Source organism: Blautia massiliensis (ex Durand et al. 2017), assembly GCF_051861785.1.
Lineage (GTDB): Bacteria > Bacillota > Clostridia > Lachnospirales > Lachnospiraceae > Blautia_A > Blautia_A luti_A.
Genome location: NZ_CP146725.1, coordinates 40128 through 55969, shown reverse-complemented (window position 1 = coordinate 55969; position 15842 = coordinate 40128). Strand labels below are relative to the sequence as shown.

The following is a 15842-nucleotide window of genomic DNA, read 5'->3' as shown; positions in this document are numbered from 1 at the left end:
GCCTGCTGGCCTTATAGATTAATCCAATGTTCTACGTTCCTGTTGGCTGACATAATACTCCACTGCTTCCTGTAAACTGCATCCGGCCCTATGGCTTCGACTTATTACACTGCTTTTATTTATTCCTAATTTCTCACAGCATACTTTAAGCGATGGATAAACAGTTCCATGATATTCAAATTCCGGGTTACTTAACATTTTTTTCCTTTTTTTCGTCATAAAATGTGTAAACGATTCTTCAAGAGAACAATTCTTATCTCGTGCTCTTTGCCTCACACATATATCATCAATACCATATTTTTGACAACATGCCCGGAGACTTCGATATTCTATTCCTTTAAATGTAAATTTTTGTATTCTTTCGGCAATCATATCTTTATTTTCAATAAAATGCTCCAATGATTCTTCCATAGTACAATTCAATCTATATTTTCTTGAAGATACACTGTCAGCGTTGACTCCATATTCCAGACAGCATTCTTCCAAAGACCTATAGGTTTTGTCTCTAAAAATAAATACCGACGGCTGTGTTTCCATTCTGGCTTTCTTTATGAAATGATCCAAAGATTCTTCAATGCTGCATTCTGTTGTTTTGGCACGGTTACGCACACTGGAAGCATTAACGCCGTATTCAGCACAACATGCTGAAACACTTTTATACCTTTTCCCTTTATAAAAGAATTGCATTTTCGGTGTTTCTGTTTCCTTTTTTTGAATATAATATTTCACAGCTTCTTCCCATGTACACTTTTTTCGCCAAGCTCTACTGCGTACACTAGATTCATTAATTCCATAGAATTCACAACATTGTCCAAGTGAGATATATTTATTTCCCTCATAAAAAAAAGCCTCTTTCGCACGATGCCTTTCTTTAGACATCACCTGATTTTCAGGAATTTCTTCTTTTTTCGTTACTTCTTTTGGCATACAACCTTCCATATGAGAGATAATTTCTTCCATAACATCCGCGTGAGGACGTTTCGCTTTAAATACTGCTGAACTTACTGACTTTGGCTTTAATCCATACGCAAGACAACATTCCGTAAAATTTTTGTATTCTTTTCCACGGAATTCAAAGGCTCTTTTCTCTTTAGATTTGATATAATGTGTAATCGCACGTGTAGAAGAAACCCCATTTTTTTCCATATACAAACGTACTGATATAGGATTTATCTCCAGGTCTTCACAACATTGAGGCAGTGATGGGTATTTCACACCATGATATGTGATTTCATGTGCCTTTTTCCATTCTATTGCCCGTTCAATCGCTTCCTGTGGTGTGCATTTTCGATTCCACATATCGGTCTTGACAGAATCTTCGTTTAAATCATAAAATTCGCAGCAGGTCTTAATGCTGGCCCATTTTCGATTTCGGAATATGATCTCTTTACTTTTTTTCAATTCAATAAAATGTGTAATCGCTTCTTCAGTTCTACATTTATATTGATTCTGATATGCCATTACACTACGGTAACATATTCCATAAAAATTACAGCATTTATGCTTACTTTCAAAAGTTCTGCCATTGTACACAAATTTGAATTTCTCCATGTAATTTGATCTGATTTTACGTGGCATAAAAACTTCTTTCCTCCCTGTTCTTATTTATTTTTCGTCTTCTCTGCTCCATCCAGAAAACGCCTTTTCCTCCGGCACTCAGGAAAGACAAAAGAAGACACAAAAAAAGCAGCCCGTTTAAAGCTGCTTTCTTCATGCCTTCTTTTTACAGATACCATTCTATAATACATGGAATTCTATGTCAATATTACCTCGATTGCAATAGTGTCGCATATTAGTTCCTTTTATGAATCCTGTACGACAGAAGGATTTGGTAACACTAAGAACTGCCAGATTCCTGTGTCCTTATAGAAAATTCCATCTCATATGTAATTGTTTCATTATATAGTGTTTATTTCTTCCTCTTAATCGTCCCCAATAAGACAACCGAGCTTCTTGTACATTTTTAAACTATAGATATTACGGAACAGTTGCAGTAGATATATATTTTTTCAAATAGCTGAAGGATAATACCTGATTATCTGTTATTTATATACATAATGCAGGAATTTCATCCGACCTGCCATAAAATTGCTTTCTGTCTATTGCTTTTTAGTGCACCGTTGTTGAATATATTTCATGTAAGGATTCTGTTTTCATTCTTATCTTAACGAATGGGTCTTTACGCTATATGCCTTTAGTCTCTGTAGAATGAATATTCAAGTTAAAGGTGAATTTTTATATGTGAAAACAGGCCAATTGCGATAATATAGGAGAAGAAAATGTATGCACGGATATTACCAAAAAAATCTAAAAAAATGGTATAAAACTTTAAATTCTTACATGAATTATATCAGCTATGCAGAAGAACGGCAGGCGCGGCAGATGATCATGCGGCGAAGGAGTACGGGGCAACTTAAAAGGTCTCACCTTAAAACGGATCAATGCAAGATCGAACGTTAATGATAGCGCAAAAGCAGTAATATTATGTGAATACGTCATTCATGTTATGTGAATTTCTGTTCTTCTCCTTGTAATCCCCCATCTGTGCAATATGAAACAAAATGGGTATCAGAACGCAGCGTTTGGATGCTTCGTTCTGATGCCCTTTTACGATATAGTTTCTTTTACAGCGGTGACAACAATTACCGGAATGCCGTCGTCTCTTTCTGCAACACTGTACTCCTTTTGATTAACGATTTTTTCTCTACACCCATTGCAAACCAGAAAAAAGTACGTTATAATATGACCAAACGGACCGAAATGGTCATATTTCAGGGAGGGTGCAGCCTTGGCTTTTACCGATTACGAGACTGAGCAGCTCCGCAAGGCGTTGCTGAAGGAAACGAGACATTGTGCTGTCACGTTGGGGATGAAGAAAACCTCAGTGGATCAACTGACAAGGGCTGTCGGTATCGCAAAAGGCTCATTTTATAAATTCTTCGAATCCAAGGAGATGGCCTTCTTCGCGGTTCTGGAAAGTATCCACTCCGAGCTTTACGGGGTGGCTGACCAGGCGTTGCACAGAAATGGCGGCCTGCCAACATCGGAGCGCGCGGCAGAGGCGGTTCTGGCCGTCTGCCGGCGGTTGTCCGATACCGGAGACATGGTTTTCATTGAACATGACGCCAAGTTGCTTTTACAGAGATTGCCGGAGGGCGTCAAAAAGGAACATTGCCACGATGACGAGACGCACATTCGTCTGCTTCTGGAAAAATATGACCTTGTTCCTAAACGGGGGATTTCACTTGCCGCCGCGACAGTACGCGGACTGATTCTGACCGTCTCACACAAAGAGCAAATAGGAGGACTGTACCCGCAGGTGCTGGAAACGCTAGTGTACGGCGCTTGCAGGGAGTTATTTAAATAAGCGGAAGGCCGCAGAGATGCGGCTTTTCCAAGGCACAATAGTTAGCATCATCTAACCTTCTGGGTGCACGCGTCGGTTAGGTTAATCTAACATTGAAAGGAATGATAGCGATGCAGGGACACAAGAATTTCTGGGACAAAAATGCCGGACGTTACGACCGCTTTATGCGAAAGGATCGGGCGGCGTATGACGAGATGTATGAACTGATCCGGCCGGTTGTAAAAGCCAAGACGGTGTTGGAGCTGGCGACCGGCACGGGATTGATCGCAAAACACATCGTAAACGCGGCGGCGCACATCGAGGCGACAGACGCCTCTGCGGAGATGATCGCCGAGGCAAAGCGAGATACCCGCTCTGCCAAGCTGCACTTCTCCGTGCAGGATATGTTCCGCCTGCCCTATGCGAACCAGTCCTTTAATGTGGTGATCGTGTCCAACGCACTGCATATCGTGCCGCAGCCGGAGAAGGCCCTTGCCGAGATCCGCCGGGTGCTGAAGGACGACGGTGTGCTCATCGCACCCACCTTTACCCATGCGGGAAACTCTTTTTCCGGCAAGGTCAGGGCATTTTTCATGAAGCTGGCAGGCTTCCCTCTCCGCAGCAAGTGGACGAGCGAGAAATACCTGCGCTTCCTACGGCAAAACGGCTGGGCGGTGCGGAAAAGCGTTGTGCTGAAAGCATCCTTCCCGCTGACCTATGCGGAATGTGTGAAATCGGAGGTGTGATAAGATGTCATTTTTTGAGAACACCAGAAAGCCTGTGGGGCTTGGCGGGAAAATCATGGTCGCCATGATGAACCTGGGGCACAGTCCTGTGGCACGGTGGGGACTTCGCTTTTTGGAGCTTACTCCGGACGCCAAGGTGCTGGACTGTGGCTGCGGCGGAGGGGCGAACATCAAGAGACTTCTGAAAAAATGCCCGGAGGGTATTGTCAAAGGCATTGACTATTCCCCCGTCAGTGTGGAGAAATCCAAAAAGGTCAACGAGGCCGCCATAGCGGAGGGCCGCTGCACCGTTCTGCAAGGCAGCGTGGCGGATATAATCTTTGCAGACGACTGGTTCGATGCGGTAACGGCCTTTGAAACCGTCTATTTCTGGCCCGATCTGCCGCAGTGCTTCCGGGAGGTTTACCGGGTGCTGAAGCCCGGCGGGACATTACTCATCTGCAACGAAAGCAACGGCGATACGGACAAGGACAAGAAGTGGACGGAGATCATCGGCGGCATGACCATCTACAAGGACGCCGAGCTGAAGACGTATCTGGAGCAGGCGGGCTTTCACAATGTGCAGATACACAAAAAGAAAAGCTGGCTCTGCATTACGGCGTGGAAATGAGGGGGCTAAATCATGAGTATCTTTGCATCTATCTTACGCAGCGTATACAAGCTCTCCGGCGCGAAAAAGGCGTTCGCCTTGCCGGAGGATGCACTGCGAAAGGAAATTGAAAAGCAGAACCGGCATCGTGGCGTTTTTACGCCCACCGACCGCAATGCATATTATGAAACGATCGCGGTAAACGGCTTTCCCTGCCTGATCGTGCGAGAGCATCCGAAGCCGTCCGAGCACGCGATTCTCTATTTCTTTGGCGGCGGCATGGTGATTGGCCCCGATAAGGGTGACCTGCCTGTGATGCGCAAGCTCTGCCGCGAGACCGGCTGTGATGTGTGGTTTCCGTTTTACCCGCTCTGCATGGAACACTGCATTACTGAAACATACGCGATGGTGTACGAATGTTATCGAAAAATGATTACACTGTACGGCGGCGGAAATGTCAGCACCTGTGGTTTTTCCTCTGGCGGTGCGCTGGCTCTGGGGATCGCGGCGTACAACAGCGCGCAGCCTGAGCCGCTGCCGCAGCCACGGCATATCGTCGCCGTATCTCCCGGCGAAGTGCCGTGGAACGATGGCGAAAAATCGCGGATGAAGGGATTGAACGAAAGAGATGTTTCCATCGACTATGCCTTTATGGTGACGGTGGAAAAATTCATGCGGCATGGTTGCGAGAATGTGCCGGACTATATGCTCTCCGGCTCCCGGGGAGATTTTACCGGCGTAGGCGATATCCACTTCTTCTATTCTGCCGACGAGGTGCTCTACGGTGCTTTGCCGGACTTTGAGGAAGCCTGCAAACGGGCAAATGTCCCCTATACGGTGTCCGCCCGCCCGAAGATGGTGCATTGCTACTGTATGCTGCCGATCTTCAAGGAGGCAAAGGAGGACTTTGCGAAAATCGTGGACATTTTGAAAAAATGAGATTGGAAACGGTCGTGTGATGATTGAAACACGGAGGAAGAACCATGGAACGAAAAGAAGCCATTCGCGGTGCGTACCGAATGACGGGCGGAAACAGTTTTTATGACGGCATGATCACCTGCTCTACTCTGAGCGGGAAAGCGGTGTGCCGCTTGGTGTGGGCAATGAACAAGGCGGAAAACGACGCCTATCTGGAAAAGGCAATGTCCGGTATTCCGGAGCATTTCTCCGGCAAGCTGCTGGAAGTACCGGTGGGAACAGGGATTCTGACCATGCCGGTTTATCAGACTATGCCGGAGGCGGACATTACCTGTCTCGATTATTCGCCCGATATGATGAGGCAGGCGCAGGAAAAGGCGGAGCACCTGCAATTGAAAAATATAACCTTCCGGCAGGGAGATGTGGGAGCACTCTCCTATGCAGACGACACCTTCGACATCGTTTTGTCGCTGAACGGCTTTCATACTTTTCCGGACAAGGAAGCCGCCTATCGGGAGGTTTTCCGGGTCTTGAGAGCCGGCGGAACATTCTGCGGCTGCTTTTATGTGATGGGCGAGCACAAGCGGGCGGATTGGTTCGTCCGGCACATTTATGAAAAGGCAGGTTTTTCACGCCGCCCTATGAGACGGTTTCCGGTCTGAAAGCAGGGCTGGATGAAATGTATACGGATGTGGACATGGGAAACCTGAAAAGCATGGCATGGTTTGTCTGCCGGAAAGCGGGTTAAATCTGAGATGGTCTTATGCACGCAAGAAAGAACAAGGAGGGAGGCAATCAGATGAAGGACAACGAGCTTCTATTCGACCGCAAAAGCCATGTACTGTATTCAAAGCCTTGCAAGAAAGAAATCCTGGCAAAAATCGCCCTGCACTATCCGGAAGCGGAGTGGGAGACAGTATGGGAAAAGGTGCAGCGGCAGTACGCGGTCTTTCTCTCCGACTGGCGCACCGACTTGGGCGGCAAAAAGAACTTCCACAACGGCGTAGGCGGCACCTACGACTGCATCGCCATCATGAGCTATTATGTGGTCTGCAAAGCAGTTACTTCGTTCCGTGAAATCGAAGAGATGGAGGAAAATCAGATTCTTCCGACTTTCCGCAAGCTGAAAATTGTGGACTGCAACAAGCCGTTCTGGAGGAAGCTGATGTACAGGGCGTTTGTTCGTGCGAAAAGCGGCTGCGACAAATGGCACGATTACGAGATGTCGGTTGCGCCTTATGAAACCGACAAGCCTATTTATTATGAATTTACGGCGTGCCCGACAGCGGAGTTTGCTATCAAGCACGGTCTTACGGATATTATGCCCGCCCTGTGTAATGTGGACTTTGCGTCTATGGAGCTGCTCCATGCAAGGCTTATACGGACGAACACCTGCGTGGACGGCTGCCGATGCGACTACACCATCTGCGGCGATAAAGACCCGTACTTGAAGGGACATCCCGAATACCGGGATGAGGCGGGCTTCAGGAGGAATCGGTAATGCTTTTACAGGTGATTTTGGAAGGCATCGGGCTGGGCGTTCTGCTCATTTTGGTTTGCGCCATCGGTATCCGCAAGGGCGCGGTGAGCATGGTGCATCTTTACAGCCAGGAGGTGCAGGAGCGGTGCGTAACGCTGGGACTTACAACACACGCGAAAATCAAGCGAAATGCTTTGATTTTCAAAGCTGTCTGCGTCCCCGGATACATCGCCTATGTGCTGGTCTGCGTCTATGCGCTCAACGGCGCAAAGGGCTTCGTTCAGGGCTTTTGGCAGCTGCTGGTCATACTGTCCGTTATGAATCTCATAGACCGATTTTTGGTTGACGGCTATTGGGTAGGACATACGAACGCATGGGAAATTCCGGGAACGGAAGACCTGAAACCCTACATTACAGCCAAGGATAAGGGCAAAAAGTGGCTGTTCGGCACAATTGGTATGGCGGTCATTTCAGCAGCACTGGCGGCGATTATGATGCTTTTTATGAAAATATGAGGTGATAGAAATGCTGTTTCAAACATATGGTGACAGGAGGAATCCTGCCGTGCTGTTCTTTCATGCAATGGGTGTGACAGGAGCGAGCAGCGAACCGATCGCGAGGTATTTGCAGGATCGATATTTCTGCATCTTGCCCACCTCCACCGTTTACTGCGAGGGGCAGAAATATGTCAGCAAGCTGGACGAAATACGGCAGGTGGAGGACTTTCTGCATCGACAGGGCGTGGAGCGGCTGGCGATGGTGGTCGCTTCTTCCATCAGTGCAGACCTTGCCATGGCGTTTCTGACGCAGACGAAGCTGCCCGTGGAGTACGCTTTCTTTGACGGCGGGCAGTTCGCCCAAATCGGAAAGGGCACGCGCCGTATCATGACGCTGTTTCTGTATTTTGCCATCAAGAGCCTATATTGGTCGAAGGGCGGTACGCTGAAAAAGATACTGTGGTGTGACGACGATTCCATAAAGTCGTATTTTATAGACGCAGGGAAAAATCTGACCTATACAAATTTGCGGCGGCAGATTTCGGACAGTTTGGAGGATAAACCCTTTCCGCCGCTTTCAAAAGAATTGCAAAAACATACCTATTTCGAGTTTGGCAGTATAGAAGATCATTTCAAATACCGTCAAGCAGTGATGGAAGCCTACCCCTGCGGCCATTATCCCGTGTTTGAGGGATACGATCACATGCAATATCAGATTCGCGATCCAAAGGGGTTCGCCGAAATGCTGGCACACATCGCCGAGCGTGACTGTATGCCGGAACTGCCATTTATCAGAAAGTGAGTGATACCCATGAAATACAAAATCGAGAAAAACACCGTACAGGAGACGCTGATCATTCCGCTGTATGCGCGGAAGGTCTGCTCAGAACTATACCCGAATCTCTATCGGGACGAAACAGCGGTTCGCCTGATTGACGAGATCGACTACGATTTTTCAGAGGCGGAAAAAAACTCCCGCGGCCTGATGCAGCGTTTCGGTTCACTGGAGGTGGCCATGCGGCAGAATGACCTTGCTTTTGAGGTGCGGGATTATCTGAAATCTCACCCCCATGCAGCGGTGATCAATCTGGGCTGCGGGCTGGACAGCACTGGAAGAAGCTGCGACAACGGCAGCTGTAAAATTTACAATCTGGACTTTCCCGATGTCATAGCCGTGCGTAACGAGCTTTTGCCCGCCGGGGAGCGTGAGGAAAATATCCCATGCGATTTGAACAATACCGAATGGTTTAGAAAAATTGACTCTTCAAACGGCGCGGTATTCTTTTCCTCCGGGGTGTTCTACTACTTTTTAACTGAGCAGGTCAAGGCGCTGGTACAGCAAATGGCAGACGCTTTTCCGGGCAGCGTGCTGGTGTTTGACGCTGCAAATCGGACGGCGGATGATTGCAAAAACATGGCTCAAAAGCGCGAAAATCAAAGATGTCGGCGCATATTTTGCGGTTTCGGACGCTCCCCAAGAGATCAGTGCGTGGGATAGCCGCTTGCAGGTCACCAGCCGAGGCTATATGCTGGGCTACACCGATTTGAAAGACCCATCCGTCAGCGGATTTTTCCGGCTTCTTGCAAAAGTCGGTGACGGAATGATGAAGATGCAGATTGTAAAGATTAACTTTTGAAAGAGGTGTTTTGAATGAAACACATCCACTTTGATGTTGAAAGCGATGGCTTTTATGGCGCGTATTGGGCGTGCAAGGACGGATCGGACTGCACCGTCATCGCCATGCTCGGCGACGACCCCGAGGATTATATGGCGCACTCGGCGGTGAAGTGGCTGATTCGCCTCGGTGTGAACGTATTGACTATGTCGCCCGGGAAAAAGGACTACGGTCATCACAACTATCCCCTTGAATGCATCGAAAAAGCAATGGCATGGCTCAAATTACACGGAAACGAAAAAATAGGCATTGCGGGAGCCTCAACGACAGGTACCCTCGCCTGACGGCAGCATCGATATTCAGCGACATTTCTCTAACCATTGCAAAGACACCCAGCGACTTTGTGTGGAAGGGGTTCATGCAGGGCAAAAGGATGGCTGCAAGGAATGGCCAATCGAGGGAGAATCACTCTTTTCTTACAAAGGAAAGCCCTTGCCATACATGCCGTTTTGCTATCAGCACCCTGACTATTGGCGCATAATCTCGGAGGAGTCCAAACGCACCGGCGATATGATTGCCTCCCGCAAGCTGTTTGACGACTCTGAAACGGTGCCTCCGATCACTGAGGAGGAATTCATAAAGGTCGAGAATATCCGCGGTAAGCTGTTCCTTGTCTGCGCGGAGGATGATGCACTTTGGGACACCGCAAAATATATCCGCCGCATGGAGAAACGCCTTGCGGAGCAACCGCATACCTGCGCAGTTGAGGCGGTTATATATGAGCACGGCACGCATTTTGTTTTCCCCGATGGTATGCTCAGGACCATGCTGCCTGTTGGCTCGGCACTGTTTGTCAAGCTGGCATTCACCGCTGCGAAAAAATATCCCAAGGAGTGCAAAACGGCTCGCATTGACATTGACCGCCGCATGACCCACGTGATATGCGATTGGAGGGACAAAAAGTGACCTATTTGGGAATGCCTTTCGGCATGTGGACGCTGTTTGTGCCGTCCTTCCGAAACCAGCTGACAGCGGTGTTCGGCTACGGTACGAATACGAATTGTTCCGCATTAAAAAAGGACGCAGAATCTCTCCCACGTCCTCAAAACTATCTGGCTTTATCTTCTCTTACCTTCGATACTTCCTTATGTGCCGCTTCCTGCTTCACCTCTAGCCTCAAATGCATCTGCATTATACTGATACTCCTGCGGCTCAGCGACCATCGGTGAATATACAATCTCTGTTTCCACTCGCTCAGCTTCTGCCCTCTCCGGTTCCGTCTGTTCCTGCACCTTAGCATTCTCCATATGCTTTTCCTTATCAAGCTGCACATTCATAGCCAGATTATCCAGCTTATCAATAGATGCATCCAGATGAAGTTCCATTGATACAAGCATCTTTTTCACTGCTTTCATCGGACAAGTACTGCCTTTGTAATGGGATGTTTCTGCTCTTTCTGTGAATAATCCACCTCCGGCTTATCAGCAAAAGTACGAAATGCATTGGCTGCTGTCTGCCCGGTTTCACGAAATCCTTTTGCAAGAAGTGCTGTTTTTGCTATATCCTTATCCGTGGTCTTGATTGCACCTCTTACATTCTCCCGGATATCAAGAAGTCTTTTCTTAATTCCTAAGAACTCAGACACCCTGTATAACGCAGCTCTTCCCTTTTCCTTTGCTTCTTCGACTATACTCTTAGCAGTAGATTTGACCTGTGCTTTCACTTCTGATACCTGTGACTTTATCTGCTCACATCTGACATTAAGTCGCTCCTGTGCTTCTGACAATGCCTTTTTAGCATTATTGACAAGAGTATCTTCCTGCATTTCTTTGATCTGGTTCTGCATATTGGTGAGTTCTTCCTTCATGGAATCAATCTTTTTCTCCAGTCCATCCACATAGCTGCATATCTCAAATACATTGTTTGCCTGCTCTTTCATGGCATTTTTCTTTAATAATTCGAGAAGTTCTCTTATGACCTCCTCATTGGTAAGTGTTTTTCCTGCTTCTATATCCATTCTGTTTCCTCCATTCTGTAAATGGGGCAGCCATGGCCGCCCCTGTACTCTGATTACTAATTATCGAAAGGGTGTTGCCTCTTTGTCCTTCTCTTTATCGGGATTGCCATGCTGTTTCTCGGCACTCTCCCTCGCCTTTTCGTTGCTCTTATCCTTTGCTTTCTCATATTCAGAGATAATCTCCTTGTAGAGTTTTTCCCTGAAATCCTTTGTGACCGGATAGCAGATATCCTGATAGATTGGCTTGCCTTGCTGCTTCTGTAAAAATTGTTCATCGCATACGCAACTTCTTTTGTAATCTCAATCATTTCTCCATCAATATTTGCGTAGTACTTTCCTTCATAAAAATATGGGTGTTCAATATACATATCCGTTCCTCCTGAATTTGAAATCTTGTTGCTCGTTTCAAATCCAGAAGGAGGACCTCTGTTTAGGATCATGCCTGCTCCGCCTTTATCCTGCCGGGACATACCCGCAGCTATTGTCTGAGAAATTCAGGCACGAAAAAAAGCCTCAGTAGTTTTTTCTTAACTACTGAGGCTTTCGTCTCTTTCTTGTATTCAGTTATCTATGCCTTCTTTCATCAGCATAATCATTGTATCAGGATAAAGTTCACAAAGTATCCGCAATACGTTCCCATAAGTTCATGTCATTATTGAAATCGTACATATTTCAGTATGAAAAGTTCACCATTCAAATTCTGATTATTATTTCTCCACATACTCTTCTGCCATATGTACTGCCATAGCACCATCTGCCACTGCTGTTACTATCTGACGAAGTAACTTTGTTCTGACATCTCCTACAGCATAAACACCCGGAATACTCGTTTCAGTGTTTTCACCTGCCACAATATATCCTTTATTATCCAGTTCTATCTGATTATCTAAAAAATCTGTTGTCGGTTTTCTTCCTATACTCACAAACAGGCCGTCACATTCTATAATGTTTTCTTCTCCTGTAACTGTATCTTTCAACCGCACACCAGTCAATCGTTCTCCATAAAGCAGTTCTTTTACTGTACTATTCCATCGAAACTCTATATTTTCAGTTTTCATCAGCTGGTCATGGTAGATTTTCGTTGCACGTAATGTATCTCTACGATGAACAATGATGACTTTCTTAGCAATTCGACTTAAAAGAGCAGCATCTGATACAGCAGAATTTCCACCACCAACAACCACCACGATCTTATCTTTATAAAACATACCATCACAGGAGGCACAATAAGCAACCCCATGACCTATCAATTCTTTTTCTTTAGCGAGACCAAGTTCTCTTGGATTTGCTCCAGTAGCAATCACTACTGTTTTCCCAATATAAATTCCCGAACTAGTTTCTACTCTCTTAAGCTTTCCTGTTAAATCCATATTAAAAACTTCAGCATATTCACTTTTAGCGCCAAATTTTTCCGCCTGTTTTTGCATTTTCTCTGCCAATGAAAATCCGTCAATTCCATTTTCAAAACCAGGATAGTTATCAATCTGCCAGGTCAATGACATCTGACCACCTGCAGATAATTTTTCTATAACAATTGTATCAAGTCCTGCTCTGGCTGCGTATAATGCTGAAGTATACCCTCCAGGTCCTCCCCCTACGATAATCATATCGTAAACATGATTTTCATTCATACAGCAGTCCTCCTTTTATTTTTTCAATGCTTCATTAATAAAATTCTCTATCATTATTTTTGATTCAGGTGCAACAATAGAATCTATTGCCTTTCCATTTCGATATAAAACCAGCGTAGGAATCACCTCAATCTTTTCAGCTTCTGCAATCTGCGGTTCTTCATCAATATTTACTTTTCCAGCAACAAGAATATCGCTGTATTCTTCACTTATTTTTTCATAAGCTGCTCCAATTCTACGGCAATAACCACACCAAGGTGCCCAGAAATCAACCAAAACCGGTTTTTCCTTATGCATTAATTGTCCAAACTTTTCTTTATTTATATTTATAGATGTCATATTTTTCAACTCCTTCTCCTGTTTGAACTTAATATACCTCATAAAAAGTCTTACTTCAGTGATGATATCACAGAAAAGATAATTTACTTTATTACACTTCTTTTTATTTCTATTTATGGCATATGCCAGTTATATAATTGACGCATCTAAAAAAAGCAAGTATACTATGTTCGTAAAGGAGATAACGGTTATGAACTTTGAAAATTGTTTTCCACTATGGAATGACTTAAATACAACACAGAAAAAAATAATTTCAGACAATTTAATCACACAGTATGTAAAAAAAGGGACAATCATTCACAATGGAAACCTGGATTGCACTGGATTATTACTGGTTAAATCCGGGCAGCTTCGAACCTATATACTTTCAGATGAAGGACGAGAGATTACACTTTACCGTCTGTTCGATATGGATATGTGTCTTTTATCCGCCTCATGTATCATGCGGTCTATTCAATTTGAAGTAACCATTGAAGCAGAAAAAGATACGGATCTTTGGATCATCCCTGCTGAAATCTATAAGGGCATCATGAAAGAATCTGCTCCTGTCGCAAACTATACCAATGAGTTAATGGCTACCCGTTTTTCTGATGTCATGTGGCTGATTGAACAGATTATGTGGAAGAGTTTGGATAAGCGTGTTGCTTCATTTCTTTTAGAAGAAACATCCATTGAAGGAACAAACGAGCTGAAAATCACTCATGAGACGATTGCTAATCATCTTGGTTCCCACAGGGAAGTTATCACTCGAATGCTTCGATACTTTCAAGGCGAGGGTCTCGTCAAACTCTCCCGCGGCAAAATCACAATCCTTGATCCAAAAAGACTGGAAACACTCCAAAGGTCATAAAATTGTTTTTCTGTAACATATAAAGAAGAATCCTCCATTTATCAGAATTATGAAAGTCATTCTAATAAATGGGGGATCTTTTTATATTACGAGAAAATTATAAAAATATTATGATTATTTTTAATAATCCATACCACATGCATATGCCTTTTCAATCAGCGCACGGTCATTGACAACTGCATCATAGAAGCGGAATCCGCCGGAGAAGTTGTATGTTTCATATCCATTTCCTTCCAGAATACGACTGGCAATATAACTTCGCAGCCCACTCTGGCATATCAGGTAAACAGGCTTTCCCTTCTCAACTTCATTGATACGTTCCCTCAGTTCATCTACAGGAATGTTTTTAAATCCATTAATATGCCCCCTGTTAAATTCACCTACAGTTCTCACATCCAGCAACACAACACTTTTATCTCTAGAAATCTTATCCATATCTTCCAGATGCCATTGTTTTAAGGTACCTTTTGCTATATTGTCTATCATGAATCCTGCCATATTTACAGGATCCTTGGCAGAGGAATAAGGCGGTGCATATGCGAGATCCAAATCCTTCAGCTGGGTTGCCTTCAGCCCTGCATGAATTGCTGTTGCCAGCACATCAATACGTTTATCAACTCCTTCATATCCAATAATCTGAGCGCCAAGCAAACGATAGGTCTCTTTTTCAAAAACCACCTTCATGGTCATCACTTTTCCACCAGGATAGTAACCGGCATGACTCATAGGAGAAAGAATTACCGTATCTACCTCTAATCCTGACTTTTTTGCATTGGTTTCATTGATACCTGTAGTGGCTGCTGTCATATCAAACACTTTGATAACGGAGCTTCCCTGACTGCCCAGGTAACGACTATCACCGCCACAAATATTATCAGCGATGATTCTGCCCTGTTTATTGGCTGGTCCTGCCAAAGAAATCAGCGCATCATTACCCGTAACATAATGTTTTACCTGAACTGCATCACCTGCAGCATAAATATCCGATACAGAGGTTTCCATTCTGTCATTCACTACAATACTTTCCTTGATGCCAAGTTCCAGACCGGCTTCTTTTGCTAATACTGTGTCTGGTGTGACTCCGATTGCCAGAACTACCATATCAGCCTGAAGGGATGGATTATCTTTCAACAAGACCTCCACTCCGTTGTCTTTTTCTTTAAATCCTTCTACTGTATAGCCCAGTACCAGTTTTATCCCATGCTTTCTCATTTCATTATGGATCATGGATGCCATATCCGGGTCAAAAGGGTTCATCAGCTGCTTAGGCCGCTGGACAATCGTAACATCCATGCCAAGCTCCCTCAAATTTTCTGCCAGTTCCAGACCAATAAAACCGCCACCTGCCAATACAGCCGATTTTGGATGATTCTTATTTATATATTCCTTTATCCGAAAAGTGTCTTCTACAGTACGAAGTGTAAAAAGTTTATCAATACCTACTCCGGGAAGTCTCGGCTGTGTTGGCTTTGCACCTGGAGAGAGGATCAGCTTATCATATTTTTCTTCAAATATCTCACCATTCTCTAAATTTTTCACTGAAACCGTTTTACGTTCCGGATGTATGGAGATAACTTCATGATGAATTTTCATGTTAATACGGAAGCGTTTAAAAAAACTCTCTGGTGTCTGTAGTGTAAGTTCTTCCGGGTCTGTGATCACGTCTCCAATATAATATGGAAGTCCACAATTTGCATAGGATATGTATCCGGATCTTTCAAACACAGTAATTTCAGCATGCTCATTCAGTCTGCGTATTCTTGCTGCGGCTGTAGCTCCTCCGGCTACACCTCCTACAATTATTACCTTCATC

The 15842-nt window shown here is 44.9% G+C and carries 17 protein-coding genes and 2 pseudogenes; 13 read left to right on the top strand and 6 right to left on the bottom strand.

Annotated features, from left to right (window positions below):
• Window positions 1-18: 18 nt before the first annotated feature.
• Complete coding sequence (locus tag V9W66_RS00350) at window positions 19-1578, bottom strand: hypothetical protein (protein WP_144093615.1); 1560 nt, start codon at window positions 1576-1578, stop codon at window positions 19-21.
• A gap of 1210 nt (window positions 1579-2788) precedes the next feature.
• Here V9W66_RS00350 and V9W66_RS00345 point away from each other — a divergent pair.
• From V9W66_RS00345 to V9W66_RS00290, 12 genes are all read left to right on the top strand, one after another.
• A complete protein-coding gene (locus tag V9W66_RS00345) occupies window positions 2789-3367 on the top strand; it encodes a TetR/AcrR family transcriptional regulator (protein WP_118513860.1) in 579 nt (192 codons plus the stop codon).
• A gap of 110 nt (window positions 3368-3477) precedes the next feature.
• Window positions 3478-4092, top strand: coding sequence for a class I SAM-dependent methyltransferase (locus V9W66_RS00340; protein ID WP_144093614.1), 615 nt, complete (start codon window positions 3478-3480; stop codon window positions 4090-4092).
• Window positions 4093-4096: 4 nt separating this feature from the next.
• A complete protein-coding gene (locus V9W66_RS00335; RefSeq protein ID WP_144093613.1) occupies window positions 4097-4702 on the top strand; it encodes a class I SAM-dependent methyltransferase in 606 nt (201 codons plus the stop codon).
• 12 nt (window positions 4703-4714) lie between these two features.
• On the top strand, window positions 4715-5620 hold the full coding sequence (locus tag V9W66_RS00330; protein WP_144093612.1) for an alpha/beta hydrolase: 906 nt from the start codon (window positions 4715-4717) through the stop codon (window positions 5618-5620).
• 44 nt (window positions 5621-5664) lie between these two features.
• Entirely contained in the window at window positions 5665-6261 is a 597-nt protein-coding gene (locus V9W66_RS00325) for a class I SAM-dependent methyltransferase (RefSeq protein ID WP_243121635.1), read from the top strand.
• A 137-nt stretch (window positions 6262-6398) separates the two neighbouring features.
• Window positions 6399-7100, top strand: a complete 702-nt coding sequence (locus V9W66_RS00320; RefSeq protein WP_144093611.1) for an L-2-amino-thiazoline-4-carboxylic acid hydrolase — start codon at window positions 6399-6401, stop codon at window positions 7098-7100.
• Window positions 7100-7594 carry a hypothetical protein gene (locus V9W66_RS00315; protein ID WP_118252840.1) on the top strand — a complete coding sequence of 165 codons (495 nt, stop codon included), beginning with the start codon at window positions 7100-7102 and terminating at the stop codon, window positions 7592-7594. Before V9W66_RS00320 ends, V9W66_RS00315 begins: the two co-directional genes overlap by 1 nt.
• 10 nt (window positions 7595-7604) lie before the next feature.
• Window positions 7605-8378 carry an alpha/beta fold hydrolase gene (locus tag V9W66_RS00310; protein ID WP_144093610.1) on the top strand — a complete coding sequence of 258 codons (774 nt, stop codon included), beginning with the start codon at window positions 7605-7607 and terminating at the stop codon, window positions 8376-8378.
• 9 nt (window positions 8379-8387) lie between these two features.
• The gene (locus V9W66_RS00305) at window positions 8388-9074 is read left to right on the top strand and encodes a class I SAM-dependent methyltransferase (RefSeq protein WP_330575286.1); all 687 of its coding nucleotides are present in this window, start codon (window positions 8388-8390) and stop codon (window positions 9072-9074) included.
• 4 nt (window positions 9075-9078) lie between these two features.
• Complete coding sequence (locus V9W66_RS00300) at window positions 9079-9213, top strand: hypothetical protein (RefSeq protein WP_330575285.1); 135 nt, start codon at window positions 9079-9081, stop codon at window positions 9211-9213.
• Between the two features lie 14 nt (window positions 9214-9227).
• Entirely contained in the window at window positions 9228-9536 is a 309-nt protein-coding gene (locus tag V9W66_RS00295) for a hypothetical protein (protein WP_330575284.1), read from the top strand.
• 61 nt (window positions 9537-9597) lie between these two features.
• A complete protein-coding gene (locus tag V9W66_RS00290) occupies window positions 9598-10158 on the top strand; it encodes an acyl-CoA thioester hydrolase/BAAT C-terminal domain-containing protein (RefSeq protein WP_330575283.1) in 561 nt (186 codons plus the stop codon).
• 142 nt (window positions 10159-10300) lie between these two features.
• On the opposite strand, the pseudogene V9W66_RS00285 reads toward V9W66_RS00290, so the two are convergent.
• The 4 genes and pseudogenes from V9W66_RS00285 to V9W66_RS00270 all read right to left on the bottom strand — a co-directional run bounded on the left by V9W66_RS00285 (window position 10301) and on the right by V9W66_RS00270 (window position 13179).
• Window positions 10301-11209 (bottom strand): annotated as a pseudogene (locus V9W66_RS00285) (DUF6674 family protein).
• Between the two features lie 60 nt (window positions 11210-11269).
• Window positions 11270-11464 (bottom strand): annotated as a pseudogene (locus V9W66_RS00280) (SpoVG family protein); the annotation flags it as partial.
• Between the two features lie 452 nt (window positions 11465-11916).
• On the bottom strand, window positions 11917-12840 hold the full coding sequence (gene trxB / locus V9W66_RS00275) for a thioredoxin-disulfide reductase (protein WP_118252842.1): 924 nt from the start codon (window positions 12838-12840) through the stop codon (window positions 11917-11919).
• Window positions 12841-12855: 15 nt separating this feature from the next.
• Window positions 12856-13179, bottom strand: coding sequence for a thioredoxin family protein (locus V9W66_RS00270; RefSeq protein WP_144093616.1), 324 nt, complete (start codon window positions 13177-13179; stop codon window positions 12856-12858).
• A 166-nt stretch (window positions 13180-13345) separates the two neighbouring features.
• Between V9W66_RS00270 and V9W66_RS00265 the strand changes: the two genes are divergently transcribed.
• Window positions 13346-14029 carry a Crp/Fnr family transcriptional regulator gene (locus tag V9W66_RS00265; protein WP_117706279.1) on the top strand — a complete coding sequence of 228 codons (684 nt, stop codon included), beginning with the start codon at window positions 13346-13348 and terminating at the stop codon, window positions 14027-14029.
• 120 nt (window positions 14030-14149) lie between these two features.
• Here V9W66_RS00265 and V9W66_RS00260 read toward each other — a convergent pair whose 3' ends face one another.
• Window positions 14150-15841 carry an FAD-dependent oxidoreductase gene (locus tag V9W66_RS00260; protein WP_144093609.1) on the bottom strand — a complete coding sequence of 564 codons (1692 nt, stop codon included), beginning with the start codon at window positions 15839-15841 and terminating at the stop codon, window positions 14150-14152.
• Window position 15842 lies beyond the last annotated feature (1 nt).